We start from the raw sequence: 19,329 nt of genomic DNA on the forward strand, positions 1-19,329 counted from the left end.
GTGAATATAGTTTTTAAACCTATAGTCAAGACTATTAATAGTCTTGACTATATTTATTTTGAATGATATAAAGATGATACTGATAATCAATTTCAAGAAAAATATGAAACAGAATGAGGTTTTTAATGGAAATAAAGCAGTTGGAATACTTTATAGCGGTGATTGAGTGCAAAAGCTTAAATAAAGCAGCAGAGAGGCTTTATACTTCACAGCCTAATGTGAGCAAGGTTCTAAAGCGTTTAGAGACCGAACTTGGCACTCGGCTTGTGAATAGAACTTCTAAAGGGGTGGTCTTAACCGGTTTTGGAGACCAACTTTATGAGTATTCAAAAAATATAATGAAAACCGTTAGAATTGTAGAAGAAATGGCTGAAGATGTGGTTTACGATCAATTGAAGGTGGCTACTTTTCCGAGCAATATGATTTCAAGAATGCTTACAGATTATTATATGGGTAGGACGGATAAAGCTTTACACATTAAGTTTTTAAATGGTACAGTTGAGAAAATTGTCGAATATGTGCACGGTTTAACGGTGAATATCGGTGTCGTTTTTTATCCTGAGCATCAAGAGCGGACCTTTAATCAGATTTTAAATAAGAAAAATTTGATTTTTCATAGGTTGAGATGCTGTAAAGTCTGTATATATGCAGGACCAGCGCATGATTTTTACAGCAAAGAAAGCCTTAAGTTTTCGGATCTGGAAAACTTGAGGTTCGTGCAGGGGAGTAAGGACTATTTCTCAATGATGGAACATGTAGAGGCACTGAGCAATGGCGTGATAAAATTGAATCAAATAAAGCATATTATTCACACCAACAGCGATCATATGATGATGAACATGCTTAAATATTCAGACTTATGTACACTGGGAATTGATTTTATGAAACACAACTATCATGATAATGAAATTAAGAAAATCGCAATTGAAGATTCAAATTCATGCATTAAAGTGGGTTATATGATGCGCAATGATTTACAGTTGAGTTCGAGTGAAATCGATTTTATAAGACATTTGAGGCGGCTTTTCGAAAGTGCGTTATAACAAATTGTTATAACAAGGAAGTTCCAGAATTGAATTTGTGACTCGGTGAAGAGTATGATATAGTTATCCTTGTTGAAAATGATTATCAATTAGGAGGAACTGTATGAAAATGAGTAAAAAGCATAAATCCATTTCATGGATTTTATTAATGGTTTTGATTATAATGGCTTTGACAGGATGTAAATCTAGTGAAGTGGCAGAAGCAAAACCGGTTGAAACATCAGAACAAGAGGAAGCCGCAGTGGTTAAAGAAGTGCGTAAAGATTTAGTTTTTGTAAATTTTAGAGATATCAGAGATCTAAATCCGCACCTATACGCTGGTGAGATGTACGCTCAAGAGATGCTGTATGAAACACTGATAACGATAACGGCTGATGGCTATGCGCCAGCACTTGCTGAAAGCTGGGAAATAAGCGAAGATGGCAAGGTGTATACTTTTAAAATGAGAGAAGGTGTTTATTTTTCTGATGGTGAAATATGCGATGCCTATGCGATAAAAGCAAATTTTGATGCGATCATCGAGAATAAAGAGCGACATACTTGGCTTGAGATGATGAACCTACTTGTGAGCGTGGAAGCACCTGATGAAAGCACTTTCAAGATAACCTTATCGGCACCATACTATCCAATGTTGACGGAACTGGGTGTTACTAGGCCGTTTGCAATGATCTCTCCAAAGGCAATGAAAGAGGGCCATACGAAGGATGGTGTGCTTGGACACATCGGTACAGGCCCATATGTTCTAAAAGAATTTAAAATAGATGAATATGCTATCTTTGAAGCTAACCCGAACTATTGGGGAGAGAAACCAGCGATTGAAACCATTACGGTTAAGGTCATCCCAGATAATCAAACGAGAATTTTAGCGCTTGAAAATGATGAAATTGATTTGATCTATGGTAAAAATATGATTGATGCAGATACGATTAACAAGTACGCTGGCAGTGAAACTATGGAAATTGCATTATCAGAACCGACGTCTACTAGGCAGCTTTTAATGAATTCTAGTAGTCCTGTCTTAGGTGACATAGAAGTGAGAAAGGCAATTCAATATGCCACTGATAAAAAAATGCTTTCTGAGGGTATCTTTTATGGTCTTGAAAAGCCTGCTGATTTTCTCTTCGCAGAGACAGTGCCTTACTGTAATGTAGGCCTGAAAGCATATGGATATGATACAGATAAGGCGATTAGTTTGCTGGAAGGCGCAGGTTGGATTTTAGGCAGTGATGGCATCAGGGCAAAAGACGGTCAAAAATTAGCTTTTGAAATGCTTTATAATAGCAACAGCGTAACAGAAAAGACTATTTCGGAGTACCTACAATCTCAATACAGTCAATTGGGGATGGCGGTTTCCATAAAAGGTGAAGAGGAACAATCTTACAGGGACAATATGAAGGCAGGTAATTTTGATATGGTCTTTAATATCAGTTGGGGAACGCCTTATGATCCTCAATCGTCATTGGCCGCAATGCAAAGACCTGTATATGGTGATTTTGCTGCACAGCAGGGCTTGCATAACAAGGCGGAAATCGATAGCACGATTAGTGAGATTATGGTTTCAACTTCAGAAGAAGAAAGACAAAGGCTTTATTCTGAAGTGTTAACGAGTCTTCACGAGGATGCACTTTATCTACCTTTAACTTATGAATGCAACAAAGCGATTTATAAAAAGGGCCTTGAAGGTGTTGGTTTTACACAAAGTCAGTACGAAGTTCCCTTTGCGGACATGTATTTTGCAAAGTAATTTTAAAACGCAATTTTAAAGGAGGGCCTTCTCAAAATGGAGGCCCTATATTTTAATGGAGGGCTTATGTCGTTTTATATTATCAGACGAACGATGATCTCTGTTTTGTTGATTTTGGTCGTGACGTTTGTGTGTTTTGTTTTTATCAATCTAATCCCTTCGGATCCAGCGGAAGTTGTGTTGAGAGTGAGACAGACGCCTGTTGTAACAGAAACGGCGATTGCTGAGATTCGGGCTGAACTTGGGTTAGATGATCCTTACTTGGTAAGGTACTTTAGATGGCTTAAGGATTGTATTCAACTAGATTTTGGTGTGAGCTACGTGAATCCAACGCGCACTGTTATAGGAGAATTTGCAAGAACTTTACCTGCTACAGTGACTTTGGCATTGAGTTCACTTTTGATTGTGATTCTTGTCAGTATTCCGACAGGCTTTTTTTGCGCTGTGTATAAAGACAGTTGGTTCGATAAGATGGCTCGTGTTTTTGTTTTCTCAACGACCTCAATGCCAGCTTATTTGGTTGGACTTATACTAATGTGGTTTCTGAGTTATAAACTGAAATGGTTGCCTACAAGCGGCAGCGGTAGTTTTAAAAATTTGATTATGCCGTCGATTACGGTGGCAATGACTTATATTTCTACTTATATTCGGTTGATCCGAACCAACATGCTTGAAAATATGAAGGAAGATTACGTGGCCTATGCTAAAGTGAGAGGACTAAAACCATGGCGAATTTCAGTGCTTCATATATTGAGAAATTCGCTTCAATCTTGTATTGTGGCCATAGGCATGAGCATCCCTCAATTGATATCCGGAACGATTGTTGTGGAAAATGTATTTGCTTGGCCGGGCATTGGAAAACTCTGTATAGAATCTATTTTTAACAGAGATTACCCTATGATTCAACTTTATATTTTATTTATTGGCATCTTATTTGTTGTCTTTAATCTCATCTTTGATATTATTCAGCATGTTGCAGATCCTAGAGTTAGGAGTTTATCATGAATTTATTAGCGCGCATAAGGAAATCAAAACAAGCGAAGGGCTTGTTGCTTTTTATATTAATGGTGGCACTTGTGGGCATTTTTGCACCGTTTATTGCACCAAATGATCCATATGAAACGAATTTGATTATGAAATTTAAACCTTTTAGTGCTGCGTTTCCACTGGGGACAGACCACTTGGGGCGATGTATCCTTTCGAGATTGATCTATGGCATAAGACCCACACTTTTCTTGTCGCTTTTAACGATGCTGGGGACTATTTTTTTAGGTGCTTTTATGGGCATCATGGCAGGTTACTTTAAGGGATGGGTAGATGAAGTCATCATGAGAATTGTAGATGTGATGCTTTCTTTTCCAAGTCAAATCATGATCTTTGCAGTGATTGCGCTCTTTGGTGTCAATATGATCAATGTCATTTTAGCCAATGTTTTTATCAAATGGGCTTGGTATGCTCGAATGATTCGTACAAAAGTGCTCCAATATCGCGAAAAGGATTATATTCTTTATTCAAAGTGTGTGGGTTCATCAGGGGGCTATATTTTAAGAAAACACCTAATTCCCAATATTTCTGCTGAACTGGTGGTCTTAGCAACTTTGGATATTGGTTGGGCAATTATCAATATTTCCACTTTGTCGTTTTTAGGCTTGGGGGTTCAAGCACCGATGCCCGAGTGGGGCGCCATGCTCAGTGAAGCTAAAAATGTCATGATGACAAATCCAGTTCAAATGTTCGCACCAGGCATCGCTATTATTTTAATGGTATCTGCTTTTAATATGCTCGGGGACGTTATGAGAGATGTATTAGATCCGAAAGAGGTGTTTGAATGAATGAGCCCTTGTTGGAAGTAAAGGCACTTCAGATCAATTTAAAACAGAAAAATAAACATCAGCAAATAATAAAGGGTGTCAAATTTGAGCTCTTCAAAGGTGAGTGTCTCGGTATTCTCGGGGAGTCTGGCAGCGGCAAGAGCTTGACGATGAAATCCATTGTGGGAATTTTGGATGCTTCTTTTTCAGTTGAGGGAGAAATACTTTTCAAGGGAGATGATCTCATGAAAATGTCTCAAAATGAGCTTAGAAAAATAAGAGGGTGTAAGATTGCGATGATCATGCAGCAACCCATGGCGTGTTTTGATCCCCTAATTAAGATCGGTGCACAAATCAGAGAGACACTCCATGCGCATTTGACTTTAAAAAAAGAGGCTATGCATGCGAAATGTCTATCGATATTAGAGTATATGTGCATCCAAAATCCAGAGGAAGTTCTGCAAAAATATCCACATCAATTGAGTGGGGGGATGCTTCAGCGGATTATGATTGGACTTGCACTGGCACTTGAGCCAGATATAATCATTGCGGACGAACCCACGACGGCGATTGACGCTATAACACAGTATGAGATTATAAAGGAGTTTCAAAAAATCAAACAGCGTGGCGGCACTTCGCTCCTCTTTGTCTCTCATGATTTAGGGGTTATAGAAAATGTCGCTGATAGAGTATTGGTGATGAATCAAGGCTGTGTTGTGGATCAAGGCAGCTTACAGGAAATTGTGGAACATGCTGATGATGCATACACAAGGCAGCTGATTAAAACACGAAGTTGTGTAAGGCAAAAGTATTTAGAAGCGTTGAAAGAGAGGTCTCCAGAATGATTGAAGTCAGAGATGTTTATGTGAGTTTTAAAAAAGAAAACCAATCGAGTCTTCTGGGGTCTGATCGCAATACCGTCCTGAAGTCCATTTCATTTTCAGTGCCAAGGGGGATTAACCTAGGGATTTTAGGAGAAAGTGGCAGTGGCAAAAGTACACTTGGGAAAGTAATTTGTGGTTTATTGAAGCCGGATTCAGGGCAAGTTACAATTGATGGAAATCTCCTTTATCAAAAGGGGATTCGGAGTAAACGCAAAAAAACCCCCATGGTGAGTGTGGTATTTCAAGATTATAAGTCGTCGACAAATCCTAGAATGACTGTTGGAGATATTATACTTGAGTCTTTGATTCGCGTTGAGCATTTTAAAGACAGATCAGAATACGATAAGGCTATTGACTCTGCACTTGAACGGGTTAATCTGTCTAAAGATTATAAAGATCGCTTTCCACACGAACTCAGTGGAGGACAACTTCAGAGAGTTTGTATTGCTAGGGCATTGGCAACACAAGCGAAAGTCATTGTTTTTGATGAAGCGGTCAGTGCGCTTGACGCTCATACTCAAGTTCAAATCATGGATTTGTTAAAGCATATTCAAGAAGCGTTAAACTTAACTTACATCTTTATAACGCATGATTTGACCAGTGTGACCTATTTTTGTGATTATGTGAAATTTTTGTATCAAGGTGAGTTTACAGAGAGCATTGAGGTGTCAAGACTTTCTGAAGTGAGGGATGTCTATGCGCATAAGCTCCTTAATGCAGTTTTATAAAAACGATATGATGGAGGAGAACCCATGAATACAGAAAAAATAATAAAAACATATCCCTTGAATGTTATAAATTCACAATTGAGCTTGGATGTTTTTGAGTTTGGTGATGGAGATGGTGAGACTTGTCTAATAACGGCTGGCGTACATGGTGCAGAAGACACTTCTATTTTAGCCGCTTTTGAGGTGATGACTCATCTGGAATCTATTCAGGTGAAGGGTACTGTCATTGTGGTGCCTATTTGTAATCCAAATGGATTTTATAATTTTTCAAAGCAAGTGGTTCCAGAAGATGGTCTGAATCTCAATCGTGTGTTCCCAGGAAATCCCGAAGGGACTTTATCTCAAAAAATAGCGTATACGTTAGAACGAAAACTTGTGAAGAAATGTGATTATCACGTGGATTTACACGGTGGTGATGTCCATGAAAAGGTGATGCCATTTGTGTATTATGTAGGTGAAGCTAGTGATGAAGTCGTTAGAAAAGCGCAAAAAATGGCTCAGAGTCTAAATGTTTCTGTCATGGTGAAGTCCTCTTCGAAGACGGGGTTTTATAGTTACTCAGGAATTCTTGGTAAACCGTCTATTTTAATAGAAAGAGGTGGTGCTTTTGAGAAATCTGAAGAAGTTGTGGATTTGTATAAAAAAGATGTGCTCTCCGTCTTAGCTGAACTAGATTTAATAGCTTCTGAATTCAAAGGACATCGGGAAGAAAAGATTTCAGATGTGACGTGTTCGAAGTATCCTGTTGCTTTATATTCTGGATTTTGGAAACCCCAAAAAAAGCCAGGGGATTTAATTAGGAAAGGCGAAATTTTAGGAAAGATCCATGATATAAAGGATAATGTATTACAAGAGATCATCGCAGAGGAAGATGGAATTGTTTTATATCAAGTGGAGACACTTGGTGTAGGCAAGGGTACTGAGGTAGTTGCTTATGGGTTTTTGTAAAGCGCGTTAGGTCACATGGTTTTCTTTTTAAGAAGGTGTTTGGGGTGACTTTATCTATGGCTAGGGTGTCAAATCCAAAAGTTGAGTAACCCTCTATCCTATGATGTCGTTTACGGGAAGTACGCGATAGTGCATAGTGCATAGGGTAGAGGGTTAATGCGAAACTCACTTTTGACACCTTAACCAAAAATGAAACAAAAAAAATTACATAGAGCCAGAAGGGGTATATAATAAAAGCGTGTGTATCAAAACTCAGATTAGGGGTGTAAAAAAGTTAAGAAAGAGTGGGCTCATATGGCAAAAGAAATGAAGATTAAAGGCGATTTTGAGAGTAATGAACAGATTTTGGCAGCATTTAAACTTGTCCTACCCTATCTCAACAGGATCGTTCGTGAAGATATGGCAGTGGGGTTAACGGATTTAAATGAATACTTGGGGTATTATCGTGCCAAAAAATTTGAACTGGATTTACCTGAGGGCAAACCGATTAGAGGGATTACGACGATTGAAGAATGTACACGTTATAATAGGGATACGTATGCAGATATTCCACCCGAAGTTTATGGCATCCCCATTAAAACGATTTTTACGCCAATTTATGGTCTTAAGGGTGAAGTCATTGGCACTTTAAGTTCTGGAATTGATTTGCAAGACAATAAAAAGCTCGTTGAAAATATTAGAGAGCTTACCGCGTTGATTGCAAGATCGTCAAGTGATGTGGAACAAGTTTCTAAGAGCGCTGAAAGCCTTGCAGAATCCGGGCAACTATCGATTCAAAAAGCACAGGAGTTATCAGATAAAAATAAGCATACTTCTGAAATCCTTGAATTTATCAAGAGCATTGCCAACCAAACTAATCTTTTGGGATTAAATGCGGCCATTGAAGCGGCACGTGCTGGCGAACAGGGAAGAGGTTTTGCGGTGGTAGCGGAGGAAGTGAGAAAGTTAGCGGATCAGTCTCAGAAAGCGGCCCAGAATATTCAACAGATGATTTCAGAGATGAACAGTGCAGTTAATGAGATTACGCGTGCAATTGAAAGTACTGGTGCCGTAAGCGAGGAACAAGCGGCATTGACTCAAGATATTTTATCGAATTTAGAGCATATTCAACAAACTGCTAAAGAGTTGAATACATTTTCAGATCGATATAAGTAATAACCAAAAAAGATAAGATGTAAGAGAGGAAGCTCAGAGGGGCTTCTTTTTCTTTGATTTTATGTATAATAAGATTTCAATATAAAGCAATAAATTTAAAGAAAGGGCATTTTTTTAAAGCGTCATGAGATAAATGGAATAAGCGCATATGCGTTAGCATTTGAAACGTTTTAATAGAGTTAAGCATTGGGGTCTCCTAGAGGGTGTGAAATACATGATAATCGTTCTCATTTAAATCATTATATCCACTATACATTGCTTTTGTAAAGAGCAAATTCATAAAAGTCTACGAGTTGTTGAAATATTGGACCTAGTAGGATAAGATGGTAATTGGAGAAAGGGCGTGTTCAAATGAAAAGCACAAAGGCACAATTAAAATCCAGAGGTTACATAGAAGATCAAGCATTAGACGCTTATAGATCATTTTCAAAAGAAGCACTTCTTCAGCTATTGAATTCAAAAGAGGCAACGGATAGAACCATAGGCGCAAAATTATTAGAACAGTTTGTGGATAAAAGCGTTTTGGACGCCATGTTATCCACATTACTCACAGAGAAAAAACTTTACACCAAGATTGCGCTATCTGAATCCATTGCCTCACAGGGCGTAATTGCTTGTGAGGCTTTAATTAAACACCTAGGACAGATCGGGCAAAATCAATATCATACGCTTCCTGACGTACCCTTTAAAAAGAAGCGTTATCCTTTGCCGAGAGATATTATTTCGAGAACACTTTGTAAAATAGGTGTGCCAGCGTATCAATCTACCTCATTTGAAGCTTGTGCGTTGTATCGCACATATTGACAACAACATCGTCGTGAGTTGCAACGACTAGCGTCGTTCCTTGATTTTGCATTCTGCGAAATAGAGCCAATACCAATGCCTCATTTTCATCATCGAGCGAACCGGTCGGTTCGTCTGCAAATAAAAGTTTTGATTTTTTTATAATTGCTCTACAGATTGCCACTCTTTGCTTTTCGCCTCCTGAAAGCATATGAATTTCTTTTTTTAGGAGCGCGAATATCCCCAATTCAGAAGACAATGAATGAATGCGTTTTTCAATATGTTTTTTATCCAATTTCATATATTGCAATGGCAGAGCGATATTATTAAAGACATTTCGATCATCGAGCAAATACAAATTTTGGGGGATGTACCCCACGCAAGAACTTCTGTATCTGGCTCTTTCTTTATTTGTGACCGTATGCAGATCTTGCCCTTTGAAAATCATTTTTCCAGAATCCGCCATAAGCGTTGCTGATAATATATTGAGCAACGTTGATTTTCCACTGCCACTTTTTCCTCTTATTCCAACAATTTCGCCCTCGCGTATCTGTAGCGCTACGTTTTCTAAAACCGTTTGCGTGTGACCAGCGCTCTTAAAGCTTTTGCTAATATTTTCTAATTTGAGTATAGGTTCTATCATGAGCAATCCTCCGTGTTGTTTAGTAGAGACATCAGTTCAGAATGTATCAGTTTATAAATTGGAAATACAGAGACACTAAATGTCAGCACTATAGTGATGATCAATAAAAACGCAAATGTTTGAGTATTCGCAATTTTCAGAATATACATCAATACAACATGGCTGATCGTAAATGAAATGAGCATTATAAGTATAACTTCACAACTAAATTGTTTCACAAGATCAGAGAGCGATGCCCCGTTTAAATAATGTACAGCCAATGCTGTAAGTCTCTTCTTTTGCATGAAATATAACTGAAAGCATATTGTGATTACATTTAGACAGAAAGAAAAAATAAAGAGCCATCTTACAAGGGTATAATTTAAATTGATGACATTAACCAAACCTCTGTAGGGTTGAATATTGGGGTTTGACCCAATAAATTGGTAGTTGTAAAACCCTGTTTGTTGAGCAATAACTTCAATCTCTGCCATCATATTTTGGGCAAATTCATCTCCGATTTCAACTGAAATATAACCATTGATCATGGCGAAATAAGCGATTTTTTGAAATTCTTCTTCAAAATCTGCTTTTGGATCGACGTAATTGACATATGGCAAAATGATGTACTCGTCTAAATAAAATTCTGGATCAGTGTTAAAATAGATCAAACTGTTTTCTTTTAAAATGCCTATCACTTCAAGGATGACATGCTTTTGATAATACGATGCCACGATATGATCTCCAACAGCAAAAGACTCTGCGTATTTACTGCCAATAAGAACAGGCATTATTTCGCCCTTGTCTTCAAAGTCTTCTAGAGAAAAGGGTTTGCCCTTTGCAACAACGAGATTAAAATAGTCATATGCTTGCTTATTAAATTGAAAGGCATTAATTATTTTGGCTGTTCCACCATCCATTGCCTGAATTTCAGGGAATTTTGACAGTGGATCCTCAACGGTAATTCTTTGATTAAACATTGAAAGATACTGAAAATGATGTGCTGTGTTCAGCTTGTTGTAAAATTTTTTTAAAGTATTCAACGCATTTTCCTGTCCCAGAAACTCAGAAAATTCATCTGGATCAAAATAGCCATCCAGTAGTTGATAGATAGCTTTGTTGCCATATATTTTTTCAAGGTTATCTCTACCATTGTTCAACTCGCTTGAAAATGCTATGAATGTCCCTAAGAATATAAAAAAAAGGGTTGCCTGACATATGAGTGAAGCCATTATTATTTTGTTGGCGCGATAATGATAATAAATTTCACGGCGTATCATTTTTAAGCCACCAACCTTCCTTGTGCGCCTTGTTTGCGTCATGGATTCTATCTATAAAAAAGAAAATTAAAATCAAAGCACATGAAAAAAGCGTTACATTAGCACTGATCTTTAACAACGCTCCTAACGGGTTCGTTTCAAATAACCTCATTGAATCTCCTATAAAAACAGATACAGTAACCGAAATGAAATTAGCTAAAAATACCTCTGCTGCTTCGTATGTAATTACTCGAAACAGTGGGATGCCGAGTAACATATACACTTGGCGCGTATTTTTGTATTGCTCATGCAAGTACTTGCCAAAGAGGATCAAAGTAAGTATTGCCAGAAAAATAGTCTCTGTATAAAGTAACTTATAAAAATAAGAACTTTTTGTAAGTCTAGCGGTTCCTTTTATAGTGCCTCGATGAACAGATACTTCAGGATTTTCTACAGCAAGATCCTTTGAAATAAGGTCTGCATATTTTGCGTCTTCAGTATCTACTACTATTGTTTTCTCAAGAAGGTTAAGCGCGTCAAAGTTAAATCCAAATAGAATAACGACATCATCCGAGGATGTTATATAATCTGTGCCAACAACGCCGGTCACTTCAAATTTTTGATCTAGGCATTCTATCCAGTGAGCACCATTTTTTTCTATGACCTTCGTATTGTATATATTTTTACCTACTATTGCTTTGAGACCCTCTCCGTTTGCACTCGGATAGTATCCAGATCGCATAGGGGGTATCCAGTCTGAAGTGTCTTTTATTAAAGCGCGACAATATGGATTAATTTCAACATATACTCTGTGGGCCTCTTTGTATGATTTCTTATCCCAATTAATAGCCTGTGCATTATTCAGAATCAATATATTATCAAAATAAAGCTGATTTGATAACCTGTCATAGGTGGTTTGTTTTGCCTCATAAGACAGAAAAGCGATAAGGAGCATATAAATTATCGTGTTGATTATGATCATATAAAGTATAGACCGTTTAAACCGTCTCATCTTTGATTCTCCTCACCTTTTGATAGACCCATTAAAATACAGTGTAGTTATTTTTCATTCATAAGCTACACTGTATCATCAATTTTTTATTTATTCTATTTCTAATCTTTATATATAGAAAATCATTCCTAAACTTTACTAAAATATACTATATATCCTTCCACGTGTCAATTAACTAATTATAAGTATATATAGTATAAAATTGTTTTCATGTCAATAATCTAGATGGCATATAACTTTGAAAAGCTTTGAAATTTGTTAGAAGCATCAATAAACCGCTTGCATAAACACATTTTGCATAAAAAACAAACTGACATATGAGAGGATTAAAGAAAGCACAGGTGTGAGCAACCATCCGAATGAGATATTGCGAAGTTTAGTCAAATTGATATTTTTGTCCCCCCTTGCAAGTCCGATTCCGATAATGGAACCAACGATAGCTTGTGAGCTGGATACGGGAACGAGCGGAATTGTGGGGAGATGAAGGGATATGAGTAGATGCTGAAGTGATACGGACCCAAAGAGGAAGAGCACAAAGGAACTCGATAAAACCACGATCAGTGCACTTGAGGGTGAGATTTTATAAATACTGTTGCCAACGGTTGCCATGACGTTATGGGAATAAGTAAAGATCCCTACTGCAATGGCAATGGCACCTAAAAAGAAGAGTGCTTCAATTTTGCTTATCGTAAAAAAGTATAAATCAATCGGGGGAAATTCAATAGAGTTTGTAAAAACACCCATGACATTTGCGATATTGTTTGCACCTAAAGAATAGGCGCCAAAGGCACCGACAATGATAAGGCCCATACGGATATAGTAATGCCTCATAAAAATGTTGAGTTTGAGCTTTTGTGTTTTTCGCACGAAAAGTTTATAAAAAAGGATTGAAAAGACAGCGGCAAGCAAAGGGCATAACACCCAAGTCAGTACAATCTTTGAGAGCACCGTGACACTTGTTGGATTTGAAGAAAAGAGGTTCCAACCGATAATGGCGCCAACGATGGCTTGTGAAGTTGAAACTGGAAGCCCGTACGTGGTCATGATAAAAACGGTTACAGCTGAAGCCAGTGCAACGATGAAAGCACCAGGCAGTGAAGTGATATCGCCAAGTTTGCCAAGTGTATGGCTGGCACCAGCACCACTTGAAACAGCACCAATGATAACAAAAATACTCATGATTATAGCAGCAGTTTTAAATTTAATGACTTTAGCACCAACAGCAGTGCCAAAGAGATTAGCCGCATCATTTGCCCCTAAAGACCATCCGAGAAATAAGCCACTTGAGATATAAAATAGAGTCATATTCATAAAATCACCTATATCTCTCTTTTTATGATGAAAATAGAAAGTTTGTCCCCGATTAATTCAGCTTCATCAGAGATGCCTGCAATCATACTTGTAAATTCTTTGAGTTGTCTTTTTTCGGCAAGAGTAGATACGATTTGATCGTTGAAAAGGGCATAATTAATTTTTTCTTCTAAGAGATCTGTTTCATGTTCGTAAAATTTGACTTTACTAATGTGAGAAGCTGCCATGTGTAATTCACTTAAAAAAGCCCTAGCAGCCAAGAGCAAAAAATCAGCTGATTTTAGGGTGTTAGCAATAAGGGCAAGTATATTTTCATTTAGGCTACTTGGGAAAATAGGTTTTTGAATATGAAATTCTTTTGCGATTTCTTCAGTGGCATCGATGATGTTATCTAGGCTTTTCACAAGTGAGAGGACATCGGCCCGGGTATCGGGGAGCAGCATGAATACATAGAGGGCTGTTTTTATTTCGAATTCTAAATGGTCTGCTTCAGTCTCTAAAGTGCATATGCGATCAAATGTGTTCTCAAAGGTCTCGCAATCATCCGAGAGGTAAGCGTGGATGGCTTTTTCTAAGAGTAGAAGACTTTGTGATATGATATCAAGGAATTTTTCAATCTTCATGTTGAGTTCAATAGATTTTTTAAATATAGAAGTCATAAGCAATTTCCCCCTTTATATTTAAAGGATACCTCAACAGACACATAGTCAAACTAAAATCTAAAGATTAACTTGAGGAATAACGATGAAATTATACGGCTAATATGATAGTATGTTAGTTAGAAAAAATCGAAACGTTATTTAAGGAGTGAGGGATATGAATCCAATAGAGCGTATTTTAAAAGATTACCCGATGATGATTTTGGATGGCGCATTTTCAACTGAACTTGAACATAAGGGCTGTGATCTCAACGATCCCTTGTGGTCTGCTAAAGTGTTAATAGAAAATCCTGACTTAATTGCGGCAGTTCACGAAGATTATTACAGAGCTGGCGCAGATTGTGTGATCACAGCAAGTTACCAAGCCACTTATGAAGGCTTTATGAAAAGAGGCGTCAGCGAAGCAGAGGCCGGCAGATTGATTGCATCTTCGGTTGAAATTGCAAAAGAGGTCAGAGATCAATTTTGGTCAAATGAAGCGGATCAACTGATGAGACCAAAACCGCTTGTTGCAGCATCGGTGGGGCCTTATGGGGCGTACCTCGCAGATGGTTCGGAATATCGCGGCAATTATGGACTTGATAGGGCGGCATTATCCGCGTTTCATGAGAAGCGGATGCAGACTCTAATAGAAGCCGCACCAGACATCTTAGCCTGTGAAACGATTCCTTGCCTTCTTGAAGCTCAGGCAATTGTAGATGTGCTTAGCAATCATCCAGATATGTATGCTTGGATCAGTTTTAGCGCAAAGGATGGAGCACATATAAACAGTGGTGAAAAGATCGAGGACTGTGCAAGATGGCTGAATGACAAATCTCAAGTTGCCGCTATAGGGGTGAACTGTACAGCGCTTGAGTATATGACCTCTTTAATAGAAGCCATTCGGAAGGGGTCGGATAAACCCATTGTTGTTTATCCAAACTCTGGAGAACAATATGATGCAACGCAAAAGGTTTGGCACGGCTGTTCTACATCAGAACATTATGCGGTGGATGCGATGCAATGGTATGAAAAAGGTGCACAGATCATAGGGGGATGTTGTAGAACGACACCGAAGCATATTTATGAGATTGCCGTTTTAGCAAAGCGTCAATTGTAAAAGGCATATAAAAGTATCAATGTATGTATATTTATACATTCCGGCAAAATAGGTTTGTGTATAAATAAGCAGAGGTTGATACTTTTTCTTTGTTTATTTAAGTGAAATGTGAAAAAAATACTTGATATTTGATTAATATGCGAGTATATTAATAAAAAGACTTGAATAAACATGCTTAAACATGTATTTAAATTAATGAGGGGGATATAATGAAAAAGATATTAGCGTTGATTATGATTATGCTACTTGCAGTTGGATTTACAGGATGCACCTCTAAAGCAAAGGCTGCAGATCCAGCAGTACCAGCTCAAGAAGCGACAACGAATGAGGCGGCAGCACCAGAAGCTGCACCAGAGGCTACACCAGAAGCGACGACACCGTCAGAAAAATTAGTGATTAAGGTTGGAACGGACGATGCGTACCCACCCTTTGAATATCACGACGAAGCTACTAATGATTTAATTGGTTTTGATATTGACTTTGCAAAAGCACTCGCTGAGGAAATGGGCGTTGAAATCGAGTATGTCCCAACAGCATGGGATGGGATCTTTAATGGCGTAAACACTGGACAGTATGATATGATCATATCCTGTGTGAGTATTACACCGGATCGTATCGAGGGTTTTGGAATGACCAATCCATATCTTTCAAATGGGATTGTAATCGTTTCAGCAGCAGATGGTGAACAAGCGACTTCTATTGAGCAATTAGCAGGTAAAAAAGTAGGTGTTCAGCTCGAGACAACTGCAGATATTGCAGCTAAAAAATTCATGGCTGATGGTACAGATATCACTTTATCGCAATTTGATTCAGTAATGGAAGCTTTTGCAGCACTTAAAGGTGGCTCAATAGAGTACATTTTAGTAGACAGTTCAGTTGGTGGTTTCTACATTTCAAATGACCCAGATTCTTTCAATATTACGTCGGATCTTTTATCGAATGAGCCTATTGGCGTTTGCATTGCAAAAGAAAATACAGCGTTATTGGATAAAGTCAATACTGGCATAAAAGCACTTCAAGATAGTGGCAAAATGACAGAGATTTCTCAAAAGTGGTTCTCGGCAGATTTTGCAACTCATATTGATTCTGAAATTAAAGTCATCGAATAGAAAGTGCATTCTACGGCACCTATAGAGGGTGTCTGTAAAAAGAATAGGTGTAAATTAATGACCTGTCACTGGTGGTGGCAGGTCATCTTAATAATATTAGGACCATAAAAGGGTGGGGAGCTAAAATGTTAAATGAAGTACAAATTCAAGCGATCATAAAAGGGACAGGCTATACCCTCATCATTGCAGTTGTAGCCGTTATAATAGGCACAGTATTTGGTATGTTGGTAGCACTAGGGCGCATATCCCACAACAAGATACTCAATAAGGTTTCATGGATTTACGTATGGTTTTTTAGAGGGACTCCGTTACTGCTACAATTGTTTATGATATACTATGCGATGCCTTTGATCGTCAAAGATCTACTGGGGCGTCCTTTTCCGATTAACCCATTGATGGCATGTTTTATCGCTTTTGGTCTGAATTCAACGGCCTATATGGCAGAGTTCTTTAGAGCGGGTATCGAATCCATCGATAAAGGACAATTGGAGGCGTCAAAAGCTTTAGGCATGAGCTATAATCAAGCCATGTTTAAAATCATCATTCCTCAGTCTTATAAAAGACTGTTACCCTCTGTTGGCAATGAATTTATCATGTTGATCAAAGATACTTCTCTTGCTTCCACAGTGGCGATTTCAGATCTTCTCAGAACAACTAAAACCATGAGCAGTTCTTCTGGAAATTGGATCTATTACGTCTATGCGGCATGCGTTTATTTGCTGATGACCTCTATCATTCAGTTTGGATTTGATAAGCTTGAGAAGAAGGTTGGTGCTTATGAGTAAAGAGATGATTAAGGTGGTAGAGGTTCATAAATCGTTTGGAAAATTAGAAGTTTTAAAGGGCATTAATTTCTCGGTTAGCGAGAATGAGGTGGTTTGTATTTTAGGGGCCAGTGGCTCTGGTAAGTCAACCATGCTCAGGTGTATGAATCATTTAGAACGCATTACCTCTGGTGAAATTTATATAGATGGTGAACTTGCAGATAAAAGAGAAAATGACAAAGATATGATCAAGATTAGCCCAGAACATGCACAGGAACTCTGTATGGAACTTGGCATGGTCTTTCAGCGGTTTAATCTGTTCCCACACTTGACAGCGCTTGAAAATGTCATGAAGGCGCCTATGCTCGTTAAAAAAGTGGATGAAGCCACAGCGCTTAAAGAGGCAGAAGAACTGCTTAAATCGGTCGGTCTTTTTGATAAAAAAGATGAGTATCCTTCTAGACTTTCTGGGGGACAACAACAGCGGGTTGCCATTGCCAGAGCACTTGCGATGAAACCTAAGATTATGCTCTTTGATGAACCCACTTCTGCGCTTGATCCAGAGCTTGTGGGAGAGGTTCTAGAAGTTATGAAAGAACTGGCTAGAAAGGGCATGACTATGATCGTAGTGACACATGAAGTGGGCTTTGCGAAGGAAGTGGGAGACCGTGTGATTTTCATGGATGGTGGTGTGATTTGTGAAGAGGGTAAACCAGAAGATGTGATTGATCATCCGAAGGAAGAGCGAACGAAAGCGTTTTTTAGTAAGATCTTATAAGGTGTGAAATTTAATTAAATTCAATAATGGTTAGAGTGTCAAATCCAAAAGTTGAGCAACCCTCTACCCTATGATGTCGTTTACGGGAAGTAGGCGATACAGCATAGGGTAGAGGGTTGATTCGAAACTGACTTTTGACACTCTAACCAATAAAAATTCTATAAAATTTTCCAATACCCGTCGGTTGCTGAACCCATTCGTTCTATTAATTTTTGTTCTTGTAATTTTTTCATATTTCTTTGGATAGTGCTAACATTTTTATCCAATTTTATACCGATCTCTTCTTGTGTAATGTATTTATTTTCTTTTATAAGCACAATAATATTTATTTGGGTTGTATTTAATTTCAGTACATTCTTCCCTGCATTCTTCCCTGCATTCTTCCCCGCATTCTTCCCCGCATTCTTCCCCGCATTCTCAACTTGAAAGCTTACTATTAAAAAATTGGGACTAAATTTGAATATACTTTTATCATATGAATTTAGTATTCTTTGAATACCAGAACCAAGTTGTTCAACTAATTTGAGATCCCTAAATACACGCATAAGTTCTTTATTTCTTGGAGCTGAAATGCCTTCAAAGAACTCTTCATGAGTTAATTCTTGGGGCAATCCACCGGAGGAGGTAACAACAAATCTATCTGAAAATATTTCAAATAAAGGTGGAATCCCATTGGAATAGTCATTATGGATAATTGCATTGATTACAGCTTCTTTCAAGGCTGTTGGATCAACAAGTCTCTTTTCTCTACGTACTGTTGACGTAATTTCTGTTCTTGTGATATTTTCAATTTCCAACTTGTTCAAAATATTTGTGGTTGCTTTTATTAATGAACAATATCCAAATTCAGAATTTTCAATCAAGTCAACTTTATCTATCCCCGAATATTTTGCTACCTTCATGGAATTACCATTTTCGTCAGCCAATAAATAGGCTGCGTAATTAAATCGAGCATCTTCTGTATAAAATTCTAAATTTTTTAAAAATTTAGAATTTAAATCAAATCCATTTTCTTCATAGAATATTTTAAGTTGCTTAAACGTCAAATCTTGTCTTGGAGACGTAAGCAGACCTAGTGAATTTCTAATACGTTTTGAATATAATGAATCAATTATTTCTTTTGGCATTTGTTGAACAGTTGTACCGACCCTCATAAAACATCCATTAGGGGACATGCCATATTTTTTGATATAGTATGGTTTTTCTGGACCGCTAGATATTGCAATTTTTATAACATTTTTTTCGTCCATAGTTACATTTATAACATCGTACAAACCCATTACTGAAGGGTAAATATTGTTCTTTATTCGATCTACAATTCTTTTTTGTATGTCATCTGTATTTTCAAGACCGATAATAGTTCCATCATCAGTAATTCCAATGTAGAGTTCTCCACCTTCGGGATAATTAAAGAAACCTACTACTTCCTTTTCTAAACTATCATTTAACTCTCTTTTGAACTCTACTCTATTACTTTCGACCAAATCATTCACCTACTTTCAAATGAGATATTCTTTCTTTCAATCATAATTCTTTTATATTTAGATTGCAACTTTTAACGGGCATGATCTCATTAGTCTCTGGACATTTCTGAATTTTTAGTAAAATCAATTTTATACA

At 37.7% G+C, this 19,329-nt stretch carries 19 protein-coding genes; 13 read left to right on the forward strand and 6 right to left on the reverse strand.

Annotation, left to right across the window (positions count from 1 at the left end; translation table 11 throughout):
• Window positions 1–125: 125 nt before the first annotated feature.
• The 9 genes from F3D3_RS05520 (at window position 126) to F3D3_RS05560 (ending at window position 9,117) form a co-directional block, all read left to right on the forward strand.
• The gene (locus tag F3D3_RS05520) at window positions 126–1,043 is read left to right on the forward strand and encodes a LysR family transcriptional regulator (RefSeq protein ID WP_069871925.1); all 918 of its coding nucleotides are present in this window, start codon (window positions 126–128) and stop codon (window positions 1,041–1,043) included.
• A gap of 103 nt (window positions 1,044–1,146) precedes the next feature.
• Complete coding sequence (nikA, locus tag F3D3_RS05525; protein ID WP_069871927.1) at window positions 1,147–2,787, forward strand: nickel ABC transporter substrate-binding protein; 1,641 nt, start codon at window positions 1,147–1,149, stop codon at window positions 2,785–2,787.
• A gap of 66 nt (window positions 2,788–2,853) precedes the next feature.
• Entirely contained in the window at window positions 2,854–3,792 is a 939-nt protein-coding gene (gene opp1B / locus F3D3_RS05530; protein ID WP_069872073.1) for a nickel/cobalt ABC transporter permease, read from the forward strand.
• Window positions 3,789–4,619, forward strand: coding sequence for a nickel/cobalt ABC transporter permease (gene opp1C, locus F3D3_RS05535; protein WP_069871929.1), 831 nt, complete (start codon window positions 3,789–3,791; stop codon window positions 4,617–4,619). Before opp1B ends, opp1C begins: the two co-directional genes overlap by 4 nt.
• Window positions 4,616–5,443 (forward strand): ABC transporter ATP-binding protein, encoded by an 828-nt coding sequence (locus F3D3_RS05540; RefSeq protein WP_069871930.1) that lies wholly within the window; start codon window positions 4,616–4,618, stop codon window positions 5,441–5,443. The genes opp1C and F3D3_RS05540 overlap by 4 nt, the downstream gene beginning before the upstream one ends.
• Window positions 5,440–6,210: an ABC transporter ATP-binding protein gene (locus F3D3_RS05545; protein ID WP_069871932.1), complete on the forward strand. Its 771-nt coding sequence runs from the start codon at window positions 5,440–5,442 to the stop codon at window positions 6,208–6,210. The genes F3D3_RS05540 and F3D3_RS05545 overlap by 4 nt, the downstream gene beginning before the upstream one ends.
• Before the next feature lie 24 nt (window positions 6,211–6,234).
• Complete coding sequence (locus F3D3_RS05550) at window positions 6,235–7,158, forward strand: M14 family metallopeptidase (RefSeq protein WP_069871934.1); 924 nt, start codon at window positions 6,235–6,237, stop codon at window positions 7,156–7,158.
• Window positions 7,159–7,452: 294 nt separating this feature from the next.
• Window positions 7,453–8,313, forward strand: a complete 861-nt coding sequence (locus F3D3_RS24895) for a methyl-accepting chemotaxis protein (protein ID WP_139132025.1) — start codon at window positions 7,453–7,455, stop codon at window positions 8,311–8,313.
• Between the two features lie 351 nt (window positions 8,314–8,664).
• Window positions 8,665–9,117: a hypothetical protein gene (locus tag F3D3_RS05560; RefSeq protein ID WP_069871936.1), complete on the forward strand. Its 453-nt coding sequence runs from the start codon at window positions 8,665–8,667 to the stop codon at window positions 9,115–9,117.
• Here F3D3_RS05560 and F3D3_RS05565 read toward each other — a convergent pair.
• The 5 genes from F3D3_RS05565 to F3D3_RS05585 all read right to left on the reverse strand — a co-directional run bounded on the left by F3D3_RS05565 (window position 9,077) and on the right by F3D3_RS05585 (window position 13,959).
• Entirely contained in the window at window positions 9,077–9,739 is a 663-nt protein-coding gene (locus F3D3_RS05565; protein ID WP_084388842.1) for an ABC transporter ATP-binding protein, read from the reverse strand. The two genes, F3D3_RS05560 and F3D3_RS05565, sit on opposite strands and share 41 nt — an antisense overlap.
• Complete coding sequence (locus F3D3_RS05570) at window positions 9,736–10,998, reverse strand: hypothetical protein (RefSeq protein ID WP_069871937.1); 1,263 nt, start codon at window positions 10,996–10,998, stop codon at window positions 9,736–9,738. The genes F3D3_RS05565 and F3D3_RS05570 overlap by 4 nt, the downstream gene beginning before the upstream one ends.
• Window positions 10,985–11,989, reverse strand: coding sequence for a hypothetical protein (locus tag F3D3_RS05575; RefSeq protein ID WP_069871939.1), 1,005 nt, complete (start codon window positions 11,987–11,989; stop codon window positions 10,985–10,987). Before F3D3_RS05575 ends, F3D3_RS05570 begins: the two co-directional genes overlap by 14 nt.
• A gap of 267 nt (window positions 11,990–12,256) precedes the next feature.
• Window positions 12,257–13,300 carry an inorganic phosphate transporter gene (locus tag F3D3_RS05580; protein ID WP_069871941.1) on the reverse strand — a complete coding sequence of 348 codons (1,044 nt, stop codon included), beginning with the start codon at window positions 13,298–13,300 and terminating at the stop codon, window positions 12,257–12,259.
• A gap of 8 nt (window positions 13,301–13,308) precedes the next feature.
• The gene (locus F3D3_RS05585) at window positions 13,309–13,959 is read right to left on the reverse strand and encodes a DUF47 family protein (RefSeq protein ID WP_069871943.1); all 651 of its coding nucleotides are present in this window, start codon (window positions 13,957–13,959) and stop codon (window positions 13,309–13,311) included.
• A 157-nt stretch (window positions 13,960–14,116) separates the two neighbouring features.
• Between F3D3_RS05585 and mmuM the strand changes: the two genes are divergently transcribed.
• The 4 genes from mmuM to F3D3_RS05605 all read left to right on the forward strand — a co-directional run bounded on the left by mmuM (window position 14,117) and on the right by F3D3_RS05605 (window position 17,709).
• Window positions 14,117–15,058, forward strand: coding sequence for a homocysteine S-methyltransferase (gene mmuM / locus F3D3_RS05590; RefSeq protein ID WP_069871945.1), 942 nt, complete (start codon window positions 14,117–14,119; stop codon window positions 15,056–15,058).
• Between the two features lie 209 nt (window positions 15,059–15,267).
• Complete coding sequence (locus F3D3_RS05595; protein WP_069871946.1) at window positions 15,268–16,167, forward strand: ABC transporter substrate-binding protein; 900 nt, start codon at window positions 15,268–15,270, stop codon at window positions 16,165–16,167.
• 125 nt (window positions 16,168–16,292) lie between these two features.
• The gene (locus F3D3_RS05600; RefSeq protein WP_069871948.1) at window positions 16,293–16,952 is read left to right on the forward strand and encodes an amino acid ABC transporter permease; all 660 of its coding nucleotides are present in this window, start codon (window positions 16,293–16,295) and stop codon (window positions 16,950–16,952) included.
• Window positions 16,945–17,709, forward strand: coding sequence for an amino acid ABC transporter ATP-binding protein (locus F3D3_RS05605; protein ID WP_069871950.1), 765 nt, complete (start codon window positions 16,945–16,947; stop codon window positions 17,707–17,709). The genes F3D3_RS05600 and F3D3_RS05605 overlap by 8 nt, the downstream gene beginning before the upstream one ends.
• Window positions 17,710–17,867: 158 nt before the next feature.
• Here the strand turns inward: F3D3_RS05605 and F3D3_RS05610 are convergent, their stop codons facing one another.
• Window positions 17,868–19,193 carry an RNA-binding domain-containing protein gene (locus F3D3_RS05610; RefSeq protein ID WP_069871952.1) on the reverse strand — a complete coding sequence of 442 codons (1,326 nt, stop codon included), beginning with the start codon at window positions 19,191–19,193 and terminating at the stop codon, window positions 17,868–17,870.
• Between the last annotated feature and the right edge of the window lie 136 nt (window positions 19,194–19,329).

Origin of the sequence: Fusibacter sp. 3D3 (genome assembly GCF_001748365.1) — a bacterium.
Taxonomy (GTDB): Bacteria; Bacillota; Clostridia; order Peptostreptococcales; family Acidaminobacteraceae; genus Fusibacter_A.